The organism is Vibrio furnissii CIP 102972 (assembly GCF_000176175.1).
Classification (GTDB): Bacteria; Pseudomonadota; Gammaproteobacteria; order Enterobacterales; family Vibrionaceae; genus Vibrio; species Vibrio furnissii.
Map to the genome: position 1 here is coordinate 300881 of NZ_ACZP01000014.1, position 16078 is coordinate 316958.

Here is a 16078-nt window from a genome sequence, read left to right on the forward strand (position 1 = left end):
AACGAAGTGAATAGGACAACAACATGAAAACCACAATCGCATTAAGCACAACACTCCTGATGTCTGCTGGCACAATGGCGGCACAACCTTTGACGCTGGATATCTACAACGCCGATGGCAACAGCTTCCATGTCAACTCAACTCTGGTGTACGGTGAAACCGAAGCGATGGTGATCGACACTGGCTTTACCAAAGCCGACGCGCTGCGCATCGCCGCCAAAGTGGCCGATTCAGGTAAAACACTGACCACCATCTTTATCAGCCAAGCGGATCCGGATTACTACTTTGGCGCGGAAGTGCTGCATGAACTGTATCCGAACGCAAAAGTGCTGACCACGCCAGCGGTGCGAGCCACGATTGAAGAGAATTTGGCTGGCAAACTGGCTTTCTGGGCACCGAAAATGGGCAGCAACGCACCGGTGAAACCGGTATTGCCGACGGCGTATAACGGTCATACCCTGAACATCGATGGTCGCACCATTGAAATCCGTGGCAGCAAAGGCGAACTGAATCATCGCCCTTACTTGTGGATTCCAGCCAATCAGGCGATTCTAGGCAACGTGGCCGTCTACGGGAACGTGCATTTATGGATGGCCGACGCGCAAAGCGATGCAGAGCGTCAGGCATGGACTCAGCAGTTGTCTGACATGGCCGCGCTGAAACCGAAAATGGTCATTCCGGGCCACATGATGCCGGGCACCAAAACCGACAGCAGCGCGATCAAATTCTCACAACAGTATCTGGCTGATTTTGCGAATGCGAAAGCGCACAGCAAAAATAGCCAGCAACTGATTGAAATCATGCAACAAGGTTACCCGACCGCTGGCTTGCCAATGGCACTGGAAATCGGCGCGAAAGTACATACAGGAGAGATGCAATGGTAACGGCTCACTATATTTTTGATCCGATGTGTGGCTGGTGTTACGGCGCCACCGCATTGATGGAAACCTTGGCAGCGCATCCCGACGTGAACTTGGTGATGCATCCGCGCGGCATGATGACACGCCGCCCCCTGAGTGATGACTTTCGCCAACACATTTTGGAAGCAGACCAACGCATCGCGGGCCTCACGCGCCAACCGTTTGGTGACGCCTACATCGCCAGAGTGCGCAGCGGTGAAACCATCATGCTCGATTCGTACCTCACGGCGCAGGCGATTTTGGCCGCCGATATCGCAGAGCAATCACCATTTGCGATGTTGAAACGCATTCAGCAAGGACATTATGTTCACGGCTTTGCGGTTGCAGAGCGCAACGTACTTGATGGCATCGCCACTGACATGGGCATCGACGCCGAGTCTTGGCAGCGCGCCATGCAAGCAGCAGAAACATCGTTGATGGCGGAAATCGAGCGCACGCAAATGCTGATGTCACAATGGGGGCTGGGCGGTTTTCCATCCTTGGTGTTAGAACAAGACGGACAGTTCAAATCCGTGCCAGTCAGCCACTATTACGGCCGCCAAGACGATTGGCAAGCCTTGTGGCAATCCATCACAGCCAAGGCCTAACCCACACCTCACAACGCACCGATCTCGGTGCGTTTTTCTTTTGATTGCACCTGTCCAAACGAACTTTTTTTGAATCCAATCACTTTTTCTGTTGAATCTGACTACACGAACCTTTACTTTAATAGACGTCTAAACGTCCTTACGTTTAAACATCTAATAAAAATAACGAGGTATTACTATGTCAAATCATGCTGTCAGTGTTCTCGACGGGGGAATGGGTCGAGAGTTGGAAAAACGTGGCGCGCCGTTCCGCCAGCCTGAGTGGTCCGCACTGGCAATGATCGAAGCACCGGAAATCGTGCGGGACGTTCACCGTGCGTTTATTCAAAGTGGCGCCGACGTGATCACCACCAACAGTTATGCGCTGGTTCCTTTTCATATTGGCGAAGCCCGTTTTCACCAGGAAGCACAACTGCTCGCACACCGCGCGGGCGATGTGGCACGTCAAGCGGTTCAGCTGGAAGGCCAAGCAACGCGCGTTGCGGGCTCTATTCCGCCGCTGTTTGGTTCTTACCGCGCCGATCTATTTGATGCATCGCGCGTTGCGGAGATTGCCACACCGTTGATCAACGGCTTAGCGCCGCACGTCGATTTCTGGCTGGCAGAAACGCAAAGCCTGATTGGGGAATCGGTCGCGGTGAAAGCGCTGTTGGATGCGCAGGATACACAACACAAACCGCTGTGGGTATCGTTCACCCTTGAAGACGCAGAGCCGACTGATGTGCCGCGTCTGCGCTCGGGCGAAACCGTGGCTGAAGCAATTCACGCTATGATCGCCCTCAACGTCAGTGCAATTCTGTTTAACTGCTGCCAACCCGAGGTGATTGAAGAAGCGCTCGCGATCGCGGCTGGCATTCTCAAAACAACCGGCGCGCAGCAGATTCAATTGGGCGCGTATGCCAACGCGTTTCCTCCTCAACCGAAAGATGCGACCGCCAACGATGGCCTCGACGAGCTGCGCGCCGATCTCACCCCGCCCGCTTATTTGCTGTGGGCTGAAAAGTGGCAACAACAAGGGGCGAGCTTGATTGGCGGCTGCTGTGGCATTGGCCCAGAGCACATCGCAACGCTCAGCCAACACTTCAGCCACGCTGGGTGATGGCATGCAGAACACACAAAAAATTGGTTTAACGGCGCTCACCGCGCTGGTGTTTAGCTCCATGGTGGGCGCAGGCATTTTCAGCCTGCCGCAGAACATGGCCGAAGTGGCAGGCGTGGATGCAATTCTCACGGGTTGGCTCATCACCGGCGTGGGTATTTTGCTGCTGGCGGGCTGTTTTCTTCATCTCTCGCGCCTAAAGCCGGAGCTGGATGGCGGTATTTACACCTATGCGCGCACTGGCTTTGGCGACGTGGCGGGCTTTCTCTCCGCGTGGGGTTACTGGCTGTGCGCCACCATCGGCGTGGTTGGCTATTTGGTGGTGGCCTTTGCCGCCATCGGCGCGTTTGTGGACACCCCCGACTCGGTGTGGTTTGGCGATGGCAATACGCTCCCGGCGTTCATCGGTGAATCCATCATTTTGTGGTCGGTACACTATTTGGTGCTGCGCGGCGTCAAACAAGCAGCATTCATCAACCTACTCGCCACGCTGGCCAAAAGCCTGCCACTGATTGCGTTTATCATTTTGGCGTATCTGGCGTTTGAACCCGCGACGTTCAATCTCGATCGCGCAGGCCGCTCACTCGACACCCCATTTATGGATCAGGTGAAAAGCACCATGCTGATCACGCTGTGGGTCTTCACCGGCATTGAAGGGGCGATCGTGTTGTCGATTCGAGCCAAACGCCGCGAAGACATCGGCAAAGCAACCTACCTTGGCGTAATCTTCGCGCTGGTGTTGTACGTGGCGATTACATTGCTCTCTCTCGGTGTGATGAGCCGTGGTGAGGTCGCGGCATTGAGCAACCCGTCGATGTCTGGCTTGATGGCGCACATGAGTGGCAGCCTCGGTCAATGGTTCATTAGTCTTGGGTTGATTGTGTCCGTGCTGGCTTCGTATTTAAGCTGGATTCTCTACTCCGCCGAAGTGCCTTGTACCGCTGCACAGCACGGCGCCTTTCCGCGCTTTTTTGCCAAGCAAAATGAGCAAGGCACCTCGACTGCATCCCTCACTCTGACCAGCCTGACCGTACAACTCTGTTTGGGGCTGATTTTATGGACGGGCAAGAGCTACAACACCTTGGTGTTGGTCTCTACGTCGATGATTCTGGTGCCGTACTTTTTGGTGGGTGCTTATCTGGTGAAAGTGGCGTTTGAACAACGCTGCCGCTGGCGCATCAAAGCCATTGGTTTGGGGGCCAGCGTCTATGGATTGTGGTTGATTTATGCTGCAGGGCTCAACAGTTTGGCACTCTCGACCCTGCTCTACATTCCAGGGTTGATGGTGTTTTTCTACAGCCGTCGTAAGCATCGCCAACTGGCGCTGCAACCTTAACCCTGTTCTTTCGTTTGCTCTGCCCTTTGCTTGGTAAAGGGCAGACGCGCACTGCTCTTGGCATCGGCATTTAGCTCCTGCGCCAACTGCTTCCAACCCTGCACTTCATTGCGAAAATAGCGCACTTGCTTGGGTGTTGCCAAACGCACAATCCTCACCACATACGCATTCCCGACGCCATCGTTATACGCCTGCTTGGCTTTCAGCACCGGGCTGTAATACTGCTCTGGCTCAAACAACAAGGTTTGCAGATGCGCGGTAAATCGTGCTTCATCATGGCGTTCATCAAGCAGCAGGCGGAGTTCATGGCGCAAACGGGTTTGAAACGCCATCCAGTCGTGGGGCGTCACCTGCACCTCATTCGCCCACTGGGTCACCAATGTTTGCTGCACTGGCGTTAAATCGCCCAACCACTGCGCCATCCGCTCGGAGAGACGTTCGACGTAACGGTTGCGGATCTCAGGCTCGCTGAGTCCCTGATATTTATCGGCGAATTTCTGATGGCGCTTGGCCACCCCCTGTAAAAACTCCTCAGCCTGCGCCTCGCTGAGGGTATTGGCAAGCTGATACACATCGGGCAAAAACTTCACCAGCAAGCGTTGGTAGTGCTCATTGATCAACGCTTGCTGCTGCTGGAGATCGCGCTCGGTAAAATGTGTTGGATCGAACGCCAACCACTGATCCAACTGGTCAATGTAGGCCGGTAACTCCGCGCTTTGATGCCACTGACTAAGCAGCATAATGCGATCGCTGAGCCGATCTTCCTGCGCGTCGGTCAGATCGACGTAATCTTCCAGATAGTCGATCACGAACCAGTCGATGTTGTGATACACAAATTTAGTGCCGCATCCCACCAGCAGCATTGTGCTGAGCAGAAGCGTTGTCCATTTCGCCATGCCGTTTTATCCCTGTTGCTTTGTGAGTAACCATAGTCACTGAAATCACATGATGCGACTTTCGCACACGCTGATGAGTTCTCTGTGTTCATGCCACACCCGGCAGCGATGAACTTAGGTGATGTAAGAAAGCCGATCATTACTTATTCCTTAAACACCAAAAAGACCTAAAAAAGAATGACAGTATGGAAAATAATTCCACAATTACCCCAAAATAAAACGGCACAACAGGGTGAGTGTTGTGCCGTTGAGGCCGGATCAACCGCGCCTAACGATGGTGTCAATGAGCGCGTGGCGGACGGGCGATATGCCACAATCGGGCGACGTTTTCGGCCAAATCAGCGAGGTTGAAGTCGGACTCTTTGAGCGCATCATCTAGCGTCATGGCCCGTGGTACCGCGGCAAACACGGCGTCGATGCCGCACTCATACACGGCTTGGTAGTTGTCACCCGTGCAGCCTGACAGTGCAATCACCGGAATATCAAACCGCTTGGCCACTTGCGCCACGCCCATCGGGGTTTTGCCATGAACCGTTTGGCTATCAATGCGCCCTTCGCCGGTGATCACCAGATCCGCACCCTCAACCAACTCAGCCAATTTGACCGTTTCGAGCACGATGTCGATACCCGGCTTGAGCACCGCTTGCGTATAGCCCAATAGCGCCGCGCCCATACCGCCTGCCGCGCCCGCGCCCGCCGCATCGATGACGCTTTTACCGGTCGCGTGTTGGGTGAGGACACCAAAGTTCTTGAGCGCATCATCCAACAATGCAACATCCGTCGCGGTGGCCCCTTTTTGCGGGCCAAAGATGGCCGATGCGCCTTTCGGGCCACACAGCGGATTGTTCACATCGCTGGCGACCAGAATTTCACACTGGCTTAGCCTTGGGTCGAGCGCTTTGAGATCAATCTGCGCCAGTTCCGTCAGGCCGCCACCGGTCAGCGCAATGCTATCGCCATCCCGTTTGAGAAAGCGCCCCCCCAATGCGGCCAACATGCCAACTCCGGCGTCGTTGGTTGCACTGCCGCCCAAGCCGATGATTAAACGTTTCACGCCGTGATCCAGCGCATGACGAATCAGCTCACCCGTGCCAAAACTGGTGGTCAGTTTCGGGTCACGCTGCGCAAGCGGCACATGGTGTAACCCGCTTGCTGCCGCCATTTCAATCACTGCGGTCTGGCCATCGCCCAACATGCCATAGAAAGCATCAACGGGCTTGTTTTGCGGCCCTTTGACGGCGAGATGCACCAAGTGACCTTCGGTGGCATCCACCAACGACTGAACCGTACCTTCACCGCCATCCGCCACGGGCACGGAGACAAATTCAGCGTCCTGCCACACTCGCGCGAGCCCGGCATGGATGGCGTCACTGACCTGTTTCGCCGTTAAACTTTCTTTAAACGAATCTGGGGCGATAACCACTTTCATATCACTCTCCTCAATTAAATGACAACAAGACGAATTACAACAGGATCAAGCTCAATAGATAGACGACGATCATTGCTGTCACGCCCTGCACCAACGTTGCCATGGTCTGCGCGCGGTACGCAAGGCCGACACTCATGCGGCTAAATTGCGACACCACCCAGAAGAAACTGTCGTTGGCGTGCGATACCGTCATCGCACCCGCGCCAATTGCCATCACGGTGAGCACGCGGCCCATTTCGGAATCTAGCCCCAATTGGCTTAGCATAGGCGCCACCAAAGCCGACGTGGTTACCAGTGCCACCGTCGAAGAACCCTGCGCCGATTTCAATGCCGCCGCGACGATAAATGGCATGAAGATGCCCACACCCAGAGCCGATAACGTGGTGCCAAGGTAGTCGCCCAGTGGCGTCGCTTTCAATACCGCGCCAAACGCGCCGCCTGCACCAGTGATGAGCAAAATCGGCGCTGCGGCTGTAATGCCTTGGCTGATGCGTTCACCAAATTCCGCCACTTTGTTGTCGGATTTAAGCAGGCTAACCGACAAGAATAGACCAATCAGCAGTGCCGTCAGTGGCTGACCCAAAAAGCTCAGCAGCTCAAAGAGTACGCCTTCACCCAGCGGATGGCTTGGGAATTTCGCCACCGAGCCCAAACAAATCAGCAGAATCGGCACGAAAATCGGTGCAAATGCCTGAGTGGCGCTTGGCAGCTTGCCATACGACGCTTTCAGCGCTTTCCAGTCTTGTTTCAGGTGTTCTTCATGATCGAGACCATCCGGCTCTACGGATTTGAAACGGTTCGCCCACAGCATGCCGGCAATCGCCGCTACGGCTGCGACAAACACGCCCACCGCGATCACCAAGCCCAGGTTGGACTCCAGCCCGAGGTTGCCTGCGGCCGCAATCGGCCCCGGCGTCGGTGGTACAAAAGTATGCGTGGCGTAAAGGCCCGTCGCCAACGCTACACTCATGGCGACGCTAGACGTGCGCAGGCGTTTGGCGAGCGACTCTTTAAGCGAGTTAAGGATCACAAACCCAGAATCACAGAACACCGGAATCGAGACGATGTAACCGATGATGCTCATGGTCAAGGTGGGGAAACGCTCGCCGAGCAGTTTAATCACGGTGTCCGCCATGGTGATGGCCGCGCCGCTTTTCTCTAAAATCACGCCGATGATGGTGCCAAGCACGATCACCAGACCAATGTAGCCCAGAATGCCACCAAAGCCAGAAGCGATGGTTTTCGCAATGCTCTCTGCCGGCAGTCCATAGGCAAACGCCGCGAGAAATGCCGCGACGATCAGTGCTAAAAAGGGGTGTAACTTAAACTTGGTGGTCGCGAGCACGATAAACGCGATCACTGCCAGCAGAATCAGGATAAGACTCATAATAACTCCATGTCATTTTTATCAGGTTCAGGCCTCAAAACGGGCCTGTGTAGGGTGAGTCTATTATCCGAACTCTGCGCCCCGATTCCTTTAGGCAAGTCGCCAAATAAACAGGGTGAATCATTGTAACATTTTGTGCATGCGCACAAATTGCGCCTCATTCTGAGATCTGACACGCAATATATAGTTCCACCAGCCCCACGAAACTTTGGGTCGAGATTCCGGTGATGTCGGTGATCTTATCCAACCGATACCGCAGCGTATTGCGATGGATATAGAGCACGTTGGCGCACTCAGACAAATTACCGCCACAGACAAACAAGGTGTGCAGCGTTTTCATCAATTGACCGGAACGATCCCGCTGTTTGAGTTTGTCCACCGACTCGCACAACTGCTCGCCCTGCCAATAGTCGCGTAGCGGCGACATCAGCACTGGCAGCCGCAACGTCTCAAACAGATGCTTGTGTTGCTTGGGGTGTTTTTCTTTGCCCAGCCGCAGCACCTGTTTGGCGCTCTGGTAAGAAAGATGCAGCGCATTGGGGTCAAGGAACATCTGCCCCAGCGCGATATCGTAGCCGTCGATCTGGTGCTCCCTGAGGCGAGCGATCAATTTATCGATGCGCAAGCTCTCATCATCGCTGGTCCAGTGCTCGGGATGTTTGACCGGTTTGAGCACCACAATTTCGTTCATCGACACCACCGCGACCAAATTGTCGCGCTCCGGATGCTCGAGCAAGTCAACCACCTGACGCACGCTGTCGACATGCTTTGCAGCGGTTTGCTGGCGAAATTCAATCACCACCGCCACGCGCGGTTGGGTGACATCCAGCGACAAACGCGTCGCCCACGCCGTCAGCTCATCTTGATTCAATTGGTCGTTGATCCAAGCGGTGATGAACTCTTCACGGTGGCGGCGATCCCATTGTAACTGCTCAACCAGTTCCGCTTGGTCGATGATCATCTCTGCACTCATTTTGACCAAATTGGCAAACTCACGAATTTCATCCGGCTCCCCCGTCACACCGACTACGCCCACGACCTGCGCGCCCTGTTTCAGCAGCATGTTGATGCCCGGCTTCACCCCTTTCAACGACTGACAACTGTGGGAATTGAGTTCGATGGAATCCCCATGCTTGAGCGCCAGAATGGCGCCATCATGCACATGGCCAAGGCGGTCGCGGTCACCGCTGCCGATGATGATGCCCGCGTGATTCATGACGTTGATGTTGTAGCCAATGATCGACATGGTGCGATCAACGATCTGCTGCGCCAAGTTTGCATCTAACATGATGTTCTGTCCTAATGATCAAATGGGTCACCGATGAGCTTATATACGTTAATCGTATGAACGTCTTTTTCAATCGCTGTTTTTGTGAGTACGCACAACACCGATTCGGTCGTCACGCCGATCGCCCGTTGCTGCGCAGACTTTTCGATGCTTCCATTCGTCAGTTAAGGAGAACCCGATGAAACCTCAAGTTGTGCTGTACAAATCCCTGCCCCCCGACGCGCTGCGCACGTTACAAAACCACTTCGATGTCATTCAATTTGATGGCGTTCATGACGACAATTTCGCTGCGTTTAAGCAGGCGTTAACTCAGGCTGAAGGCTTGATTGGCAACGGCGTAGAGATGACGCCTGAATTGCTTGATGGCGCGCCTAAGCTGAAAGCCGCGGCCACCATTTCGGTCGGCACCGACCAGTTCGATCTCGACTATTTGAGCCAACGTGGCATTCCACTGATTCACACACCGGGCGTGCTCGATGAAACCGTTGCTGATACGGTGATTTTACTGGCGCTCGGCGCAGCGCGGCGCGCAGGAGAAATGTCCGCAATGGTCAAGGCAGGTCGCTGGACACAGAACCTCACTCCAGCGCAGTTTGGCGTCGATTTTCACGGCAAAACGCTTGGCATTGTGGGCATGGGACGCATTGGCTACGCCGTCGCCAAACGGGCGTACTATGGGTTTGGTATGTCGATTTACTACCATAACCGCTCCATCAATGGAGAAGCAGAACACGATTTCGGTGCGCTGCGGATGTCGTTGGATGATCTGTTACAAGTGTCTGATTTTGTGGTGGTGTTGGTACCGCTCAGCGAAGCGACGGAGAAACTGATTGGGGCCAAAGCGTTCAGCTTGATGAAACCCAGTGCGGTATTTGTCAATGCCGCGCGCGGCAAAGTGGTAGATGAGCAGGCGCTGATTCATGCCCTGCAAACCGGGCAGATTCGTGCTGCCGGGTTGGATGTGTTTGAAACCGAACCCCTGCCCGCCTCGTCCCCACTGACGCAGCTCGACAACGCCTTTTTGCTGCCACATATCGGCTCAGCCACCACTGAAACGCGCCTGAAGATGGTGCACTGCGCGGTCGATGGGTTGATCGCCGCAATGCGTGGCGATTACTCGCAATCTTGCGCCAATCGACGCCAACTCGAACACCCGGACGCGTAACCCGCAAAACGCGCCCTCGGGCGCGCTTTGTTAGGGCGTGATCACCACTTCTGAAAAATCCACCCAGCCATTGGCCAGCAGTTCGCTGGTGCTCACCGATTTGGCCACCGATAAAGTTTGCTGCACATGAAAGCGCGGCAAATAGAGTCCTTTTTTGATGAGCTTCTTCTCCAGCGCTTGGTAAGCTTTGAAACGCTTGGCTTCGGTCAACGGATAAATCGCCGCCAACGCCTCGTGAAGCCACTGCTGCTGGGCCGGCGTCATGCACGCTTGCAAGCTGGTGCTGGCCAATAACCATCCTAACCACGACATGTCCGCGTCATCGCCAAACACTTCACCAGACAAAATGATGTCGGCGTGTTGCAGCGTCGCCTGTTGGCAAAATTCAGGAAACGGCAACACCGACACCTCACAGGCAATCCCCAACTCACGCAACGCCGTCGCCAAATGATGTGCATAGTCGATGTGCTGGCCCAACGCGTACGTCAGCAGTTGTAGGGGCTGCGGCGGTTTGCCTAACTCATCCGCCCATTGCTGCGCTTGATGAAGGTTTGCCGTCAGTCGCGCCGATGGCGACGACAACATCCCTTCCGCTTTGGCCACCTCATCTGCAAACGATGCGGGCACGCCGAGCGCATCCAGGATTGCCATCAGCTTCTTCCGGCGACTTAAACTGCCCAGCCACGGCGAACGATTGGCGTTGAGCAGTATATATTCGCAGCCCGCTTCCCATTGCGCTCTCTGTTCGTAATCGGCCGCCTGAGCACGCGGCTCCAGCAATGGGTGGAACAGGTGGCTGTTAGGGGCAAACTCTTTGGCTTTGTCCCCGACATTCCACACCTCGATGCCATCCACCCACGGGCGATAACCGTGATAATACCGCGACACGTTCATCAAGGTGCGCCACTCCGTTTGCTCAACCAACTCAAATGGGCCGCTGCCAATCACTTGCCCTTCGCGGTCTGCATCCCCCTTGAGCCACAATGCGATGCCCATCGCGCCCGCACACAGCAGTTTGGGCAAAAGCGTCGCTTCTACCGAACTGATGATCTCGAGTCGGTAGCGATCCTGCACCTCAATCGCATCAATCAATTGATATAGCGAACGATAATGTTCAGATGTGGTGACCAACCGCGTGAAGTGTTGCTGCACGGAGTGCGCAGTCAGTGGCTCGCCATTGTGAAAGTACAGCCCTTTGCGCAGAGTGATGGCCATGCCCCGTTCGGTGGTCTGAAAGGTCTGCGCCAAATCGCCACGATAACCGCGCGCTTGCGCATCAAAACGCAGCAAGTTCGCATACAAATAGCGAGCAAGGTGTTGTTCGGTACGGCGAGTAATATCAATGGGATCAAGTGCATGCGTGCCGCGATAAAACGGGATTTGCAAAATATCGTCACGGTGGGCGTGCGACTGGTGCCGCGCGATGTATGCCGCAATAAATGCGTCGCGTTGGGCGGGCGCAATCAAGCTGATCGCCATCGCCACCTTCCCCTCTTCAATCCAGCGACGGGCTTTGTTTTCCAACATCGGTTGCGGATCTTTGAGTAAGGTGACAATCGGGAAATTACCGCGCCCCACGGAAGATTGCCAACGGATGATGCCGTTGCCCACCAGTTTTTTCACCACCAACTGCGCGTTGCGTTTGGTGCATCCCAACTCCTGCGTCAGGCGATCCAGTGAGAGCGGCACCGGGGCTGCAACAACCAACTGGTCGCGCAAAAAAGCCAGTGCTTTCCAGTAATGCATAAAGACGAAATCCTTTTTCTATCTTTCTATTTTTATTCATCTTTTATTTTCGATAATGATTCAACAACTTCGGTTAAAAAGGAACCAAAAATGAATACGTTAACGGATTATCGAACCTCTATCTGGAAAAGTTCCAGTTTTGTCATTCTATTCTCTAGTGCTTTTTTTGTCGCTTTGGGAAGTAAAATATACGACTTAGCTCTCCCATTGTTGGTCTACGAACTCACGCAATCGTCCCATATGATGGGCTGGATGCGAGCGGTTGAATTTCTGCCCAACCTCTTACTGGCGCTGTTCATCGGCGTGTGGGTGGATCGCTGTGACAAGAAATCGTGGTCGCAAGCCATGTTGCTGGGTCAAATCCTCACTATTTTGCTCTCCTACTCGGCGGTGAGCTGGATGGCGGAGCCGCTGTATGTGCTGTTTCCGTGCGCGTTTTTGATGATGGCGTTTAACTACGGCTATCACAATGCGCGCATGGCGATGCTCAAATTGGCACTGCCGCACGCGCAGCAAAATACCGCCACGGCGCGCATGAGTTCGCTCTACAGCTTGATGGAAACTGTCGGGCCGGTGTTGTCCGGCGCGCTGCTGCTGTTGTCTGAGCTGCATCAAATCTTTCTTGGTTTAGCGCTGTTGTGGTTGCTGGCGTATTGGCAACTGAATCGCCTGACGTTGGAAACTCCTCAAGTGAGTGAGCACCCACCCGTGTGGCAAGCGCTGCGCGAGGGATGGCACGTGCTCTACCACGAAAAGAACATGTGGCGGATCACGCTGGCAGTGATGGTGATTAACACCATCGGTTCGATCTTTTGGATTCAGTCGATCTACATTGCCAAAGCAGACTTATCGCTGAGTGCCATCGACATCGGCTATATGGTTGCTGCTTCAGGCATTGGCGGCGTGTTGAGCGCATTTGTCGCCGACACGGTACGGCGTCAAATCGGCCTTGGAAAACTGCTCATTATCAGTATTGCACTGGAATCGATTGGGTTCATTCTGCCCGTACTGAGCCAAACGCCAATGATGTTGATCGTGGCATTCTTCTGGGTCTCTGCGGTGGGTCTGTTTAGCAACATTTGTATCTGGAGTTACCGCCAAGAGGCATTTTCGCAGCAGCACTTGGGCCGCATTGCTGGGCTGACGGGCTCACTGTTTAAACTGTTGATGCCGTTTGGTTTGGCCGCATCCGGCTACTTAATGACACGGTATGGTTCAACGATGCTGTTCAGTGCCTGCTTCGTGGTGCAATTTGTAGTGGCGATTTTTTTGCTTTTCAGTAGAGTGAGAGCGATACCGTAATCGACGCGCGAACCACTGGACATACTCGATGAAGCTCTCTTTTCGCCCCGCCACCGACGCCGATGATGAATTTGCTTTTGAGCTCAGAAAGGCCACCGAGCACGATTTGGTGACGCAAACTTTTGGATGGGATGAAGCGTTGCAGCGAGCGCTTCATCGTCAAGAATGGAAATCGGGATTACCAACCCTCATTTGCGCCGACGACCAACCGATCGGCACCTACATGCTGCATGACAAAAATGACACACTCTATTTTTCGCGCTTTTTCATTCTGCCAGCCTATCAAGGCCAAGGCATTGGCAGCCAAGTTCTGCGAGACATCACCGAGTTTTCGAACCAAGCCAAGCGGCCGTGTTTGCTGTGCTACCTGCAAGGCAACCGCGCCGCTCATCTCTATCAACGCTTTGGTTTTCAGGTGTATCGCGAAGACGCGCCGTTCGTCTATATGAAATACAGCCCCGTCAGCCACACGGCGCCATAAAGCAGCGCCGTGAATAAACGCGCACCCTCAACGACCCATTAAGTATCGGAATGCGCCATAGAACGATGTGATGGGCTGCCCGCGTGCACCAAGCGGTCAACTAACGTGGGCGGCAGCGGCCGCGAATCATGCAAAACCAGCCAACGCACATCACCTTCGCAGCTCCGCTGCTCTCGATAAGCCCCTTTGACGCACACGTAATCATTCGAAGCGGGCAATAATGTGTCGATGGGAAACGGCTGGCTAAACTCATGGTTCAGCAGCCGATCTGACGAGAGGCTGTCTACATACCGCTTAAACCGCAGGCTTTGCTGATCGCGTTGATACAGCATCGTCAGGATCATCAGATGCCCCGCGGCATCTGCGTTCACAAAATGCGCTTCCATCGTGTCGCTGCCCTCGTCATCGTGGGTAAACGAGTCAAAATGCAGATGAATCTGCTGTAAGTGGTAGGCAGTTCCCCCCACGTACAGTTGGTTTTGGCCGTTAAAGCCTAACACCAGCACATCGTTGGTTAAGGTGGAGGAAATCACCTGTCCGGCGTATAACCGAGTGATGGCGTGGGCATCTCGAATAACCAATTGCCCTAGAAAATCGTAATCCAACACCAGCTCAGGGGCGTGTTGGGATGACTGAAAATCATCATCAAAATGGTGAGGCGCTGGCGCTGAACATTTCCATAACAGCAGGCAGAGCGCGATGAAGGCAAGCGTCCAATTCTTCATGAAACGAGGAATCCATAGTCAAACAAAAACGGGCATCACACGTCAGGCCGCGGCTATCGCTTAATGCAATAACCGACGCCATAAATGGTTTCGATGCCAATGTCCGGAAAGTACTCTCTCAAGCGTAAAATATGCGTATCCACAGTGCGCGTGTTGAGTGAACAGGAGTATCCCCAAACTTTTTCCAGCAATTCTGAACGCGAAAACACCTTACCGATATTCAGCGAAAGGAAGAAAAGCAGCTCAAATGCCTTTTTGGACAGATGATAACGGTCGCCTTTGTACCAAGTTTCCCAAGTCACGCGATTGATCGAAAAACCGACATCAGAAAACTCAACCTGATATCGGACCTCGCGATCTTTGGAAAACTTTCTGAGATGCGCTTTCACACGCGCATACATCTCGAGGCCAGAAAAAGGGCAATCCAGAAAATCGATCGCCCCGCTATCGAGCCATCTCACCTTGTCTGCGACCGTACACCCGTCACCGACCATCATCACCGGCACGTTTTTCAACGCCAGCAACATGGGCAGATCAAACGTGGACTGGTCTTTTTTCACATGCCAAATCACCAAATCTGCTTTTAACCAATCGGACTTGGCAGAAAAGAGTTTACGGTGATGCACACATGCGTAACCTACGATTTCAAAACTTAAGACCAACGCCGAAGCGATGGCATTATCTTGATCAATAATAAGAATATTTTTAGACAAAGCGACAACCTAGAAATGAATAGACTAAATAGTATTTTTTAAATTAAGCACTCGTATTTCCGCCCAATAATGCCCTTGAGCAAGATCAGCTTTCGTTGAGCGAACTAACTTCAAATCTTTTTCAGTTTCAATACCTTCGATCAATACATGGCCACAGAAATTTTTACTCTTTGCAATCAAAAAATTGAGAAGCTTTTTATTTTTTCTTAATGTCCAAAATGTTTCTTTATCAATTTTTCCACCATAGAAATGAATCCCCGCGTCAATGAAGAAATCCATCAGGTCTTCGTTCAAATCATCAGCCCAGAGTTCCACCCCTAATGCTTGAAGTTTTTTCACTTGATAACGCAGCTGATTGATTTCAATGGGTTCAAATTGATAGACATCGTGAAGATCCTGTAATTCCACAGAAATTGAAGTTGGAATCATGCCAATGGTTTTTATCTCTAAGAGCAAATCATTGGTTAATATCTCTCTCAATGGGAGATTGATGTAGATACGACAATTCGTAATGTCTTTAATCAACTCCAACTGATTAAAAAAAAGACATTTCTTCGTTGAATATTCCAGACGGCCAAATGAGGCCTCTACGTCAATATTCGGCTCACACACCGAAAGCATTTCATAAGCAATTGTGGTAAGGTTATCCAAATCAACGATCGGTTCAAACTTCAAATCGTTAATAAATGGGACATCGATTTTTATATTGTCTATAGCTATTTTCACGTCATTGAATGATGTGAAATTTATGTTTGGATAAATCATTATTATATTTCACCGACCAATACTTTCTCATAACTGATTTGCCACCGTCATTGGCGCATATCGGCAAGCATCGATAGCAAGACGAGCGGCTTGGGATAAGATACATAAGAAAAACCTAAACAAATACATTATAAAGGTATTTGAATCATATCTAGCATTTTTATCTGTTTAATTTAACTTTTTAAACAATTGATGCTAATATTTATGTTTGTACAGCATTTACTATTAATATCAAAAAG

Annotated in this window: 15 protein-coding genes; 7 read left to right on the plus strand and 8 right to left on the minus strand. The window is 52.6% G+C overall.

Features of this window, described 5'->3' with window-relative positions; all coding sequences use genetic code 11:
- The first annotated feature begins 23 nt into the window (after positions 1–23).
- From VFA_RS11610 to VFA_RS11625, 4 genes are all read left to right on the plus strand, one after another.
- Positions 24–884, plus strand: a complete 861-nt coding sequence (locus VFA_RS11610) for an MBL fold metallo-hydrolase (protein ID WP_004727020.1) — start codon at positions 24–26, stop codon at positions 882–884.
- The gene (locus tag VFA_RS11615; RefSeq protein ID WP_004727021.1) at positions 878–1507 is read left to right on the plus strand and encodes a DsbA family protein; all 630 of its coding nucleotides are present in this window, start codon (positions 878–880) and stop codon (positions 1505–1507) included. Before VFA_RS11610 ends, VFA_RS11615 begins: the two co-directional genes overlap by 7 nt.
- Positions 1508–1685: 178 nt before the next feature.
- Complete coding sequence (locus VFA_RS11620) at positions 1686–2606, plus strand: homocysteine S-methyltransferase family protein (RefSeq protein ID WP_038151651.1); 921 nt, start codon at positions 1686–1688, stop codon at positions 2604–2606.
- A complete protein-coding gene (locus VFA_RS11625; RefSeq protein ID WP_232281707.1) occupies positions 2548–3942 on the plus strand; it encodes a basic amino acid/polyamine antiporter in 1395 nt (464 codons plus the stop codon). The genes VFA_RS11620 and VFA_RS11625 overlap by 59 nt, the downstream gene beginning before the upstream one ends.
- Here VFA_RS11625 and VFA_RS11630 read toward each other — a convergent pair.
- From VFA_RS11630 to VFA_RS11645, 4 genes are all read right to left on the minus strand, one after another.
- On the minus strand, positions 3939–4838 hold the full coding sequence (locus VFA_RS11630) for a DUF6279 family lipoprotein (RefSeq protein ID WP_004727024.1): 900 nt from the start codon (positions 4836–4838) through the stop codon (positions 3939–3941). The genes VFA_RS11625 and VFA_RS11630 overlap by 4 nt on opposite strands.
- Positions 4839–5118: 280 nt before the next feature.
- Complete coding sequence (locus tag VFA_RS11635) at positions 5119–6267, minus strand: glycerate kinase (RefSeq protein ID WP_004727025.1); 1149 nt, start codon at positions 6265–6267, stop codon at positions 5119–5121.
- Between the two features lie 34 nt (positions 6268–6301).
- Positions 6302–7654, minus strand: a complete 1353-nt coding sequence (locus VFA_RS11640; RefSeq protein WP_004727026.1) for a GntP family permease — start codon at positions 7652–7654, stop codon at positions 6302–6304.
- Between the two features lie 157 nt (positions 7655–7811).
- Entirely contained in the window at positions 7812–8945 is a 1134-nt protein-coding gene (locus VFA_RS11645; protein ID WP_172475440.1) for a sugar diacid recognition domain-containing protein, read from the minus strand.
- Between the two features lie 175 nt (positions 8946–9120).
- Here VFA_RS11645 and VFA_RS11650 point away from each other — a divergent pair, with 175 nt between their 5' ends.
- A complete protein-coding gene (locus VFA_RS11650) occupies positions 9121–10107 on the plus strand; it encodes a 2-hydroxyacid dehydrogenase (RefSeq protein ID WP_004727028.1) in 987 nt (328 codons plus the stop codon).
- A 30-nt stretch (positions 10108–10137) separates the two neighbouring features.
- On the opposite strand, the gene VFA_RS11655 is transcribed toward VFA_RS11650, so the two are convergent.
- Entirely contained in the window at positions 10138–11853 is a 1716-nt protein-coding gene (locus tag VFA_RS11655) for an ABC transporter substrate-binding protein (protein WP_004727029.1), read from the minus strand.
- A gap of 90 nt (positions 11854–11943) precedes the next feature.
- Between VFA_RS11655 and VFA_RS11660 the strand changes: the two genes are divergently transcribed.
- Positions 11944–13155, plus strand: a complete 1212-nt coding sequence (locus tag VFA_RS11660) for an MFS transporter (RefSeq protein ID WP_038151655.1) — start codon at positions 11944–11946, stop codon at positions 13153–13155.
- Between the two features lie 28 nt (positions 13156–13183).
- Complete coding sequence (locus tag VFA_RS11665; protein ID WP_004727031.1) at positions 13184–13636, plus strand: GNAT family N-acetyltransferase; 453 nt, start codon at positions 13184–13186, stop codon at positions 13634–13636.
- A gap of 38 nt (positions 13637–13674) precedes the next feature.
- Here the strand turns inward: VFA_RS11665 and VFA_RS11670 are convergent, their stop codons facing one another.
- The 3 genes from VFA_RS11670 to VFA_RS11680 are packed head-to-tail and all read right to left on the minus strand — an operon-like array spanning position 13675 to position 15839.
- Positions 13675–14361: a carbonic anhydrase family protein gene (locus tag VFA_RS11670; RefSeq protein ID WP_004727032.1), complete on the minus strand. Its 687-nt coding sequence runs from the start codon at positions 14359–14361 to the stop codon at positions 13675–13677.
- Between the two features lie 53 nt (positions 14362–14414).
- Positions 14415–15074, minus strand: coding sequence for a response regulator transcription factor (locus VFA_RS11675; protein ID WP_004727033.1), 660 nt, complete (start codon positions 15072–15074; stop codon positions 14415–14417).
- A 24-nt stretch (positions 15075–15098) separates the two neighbouring features.
- The gene (locus tag VFA_RS11680; RefSeq protein ID WP_004727034.1) at positions 15099–15839 is read right to left on the minus strand and encodes an EAL domain-containing protein; all 741 of its coding nucleotides are present in this window, start codon (positions 15837–15839) and stop codon (positions 15099–15101) included.
- Between the last annotated feature and the right edge of the window lie 239 nt (positions 15840–16078).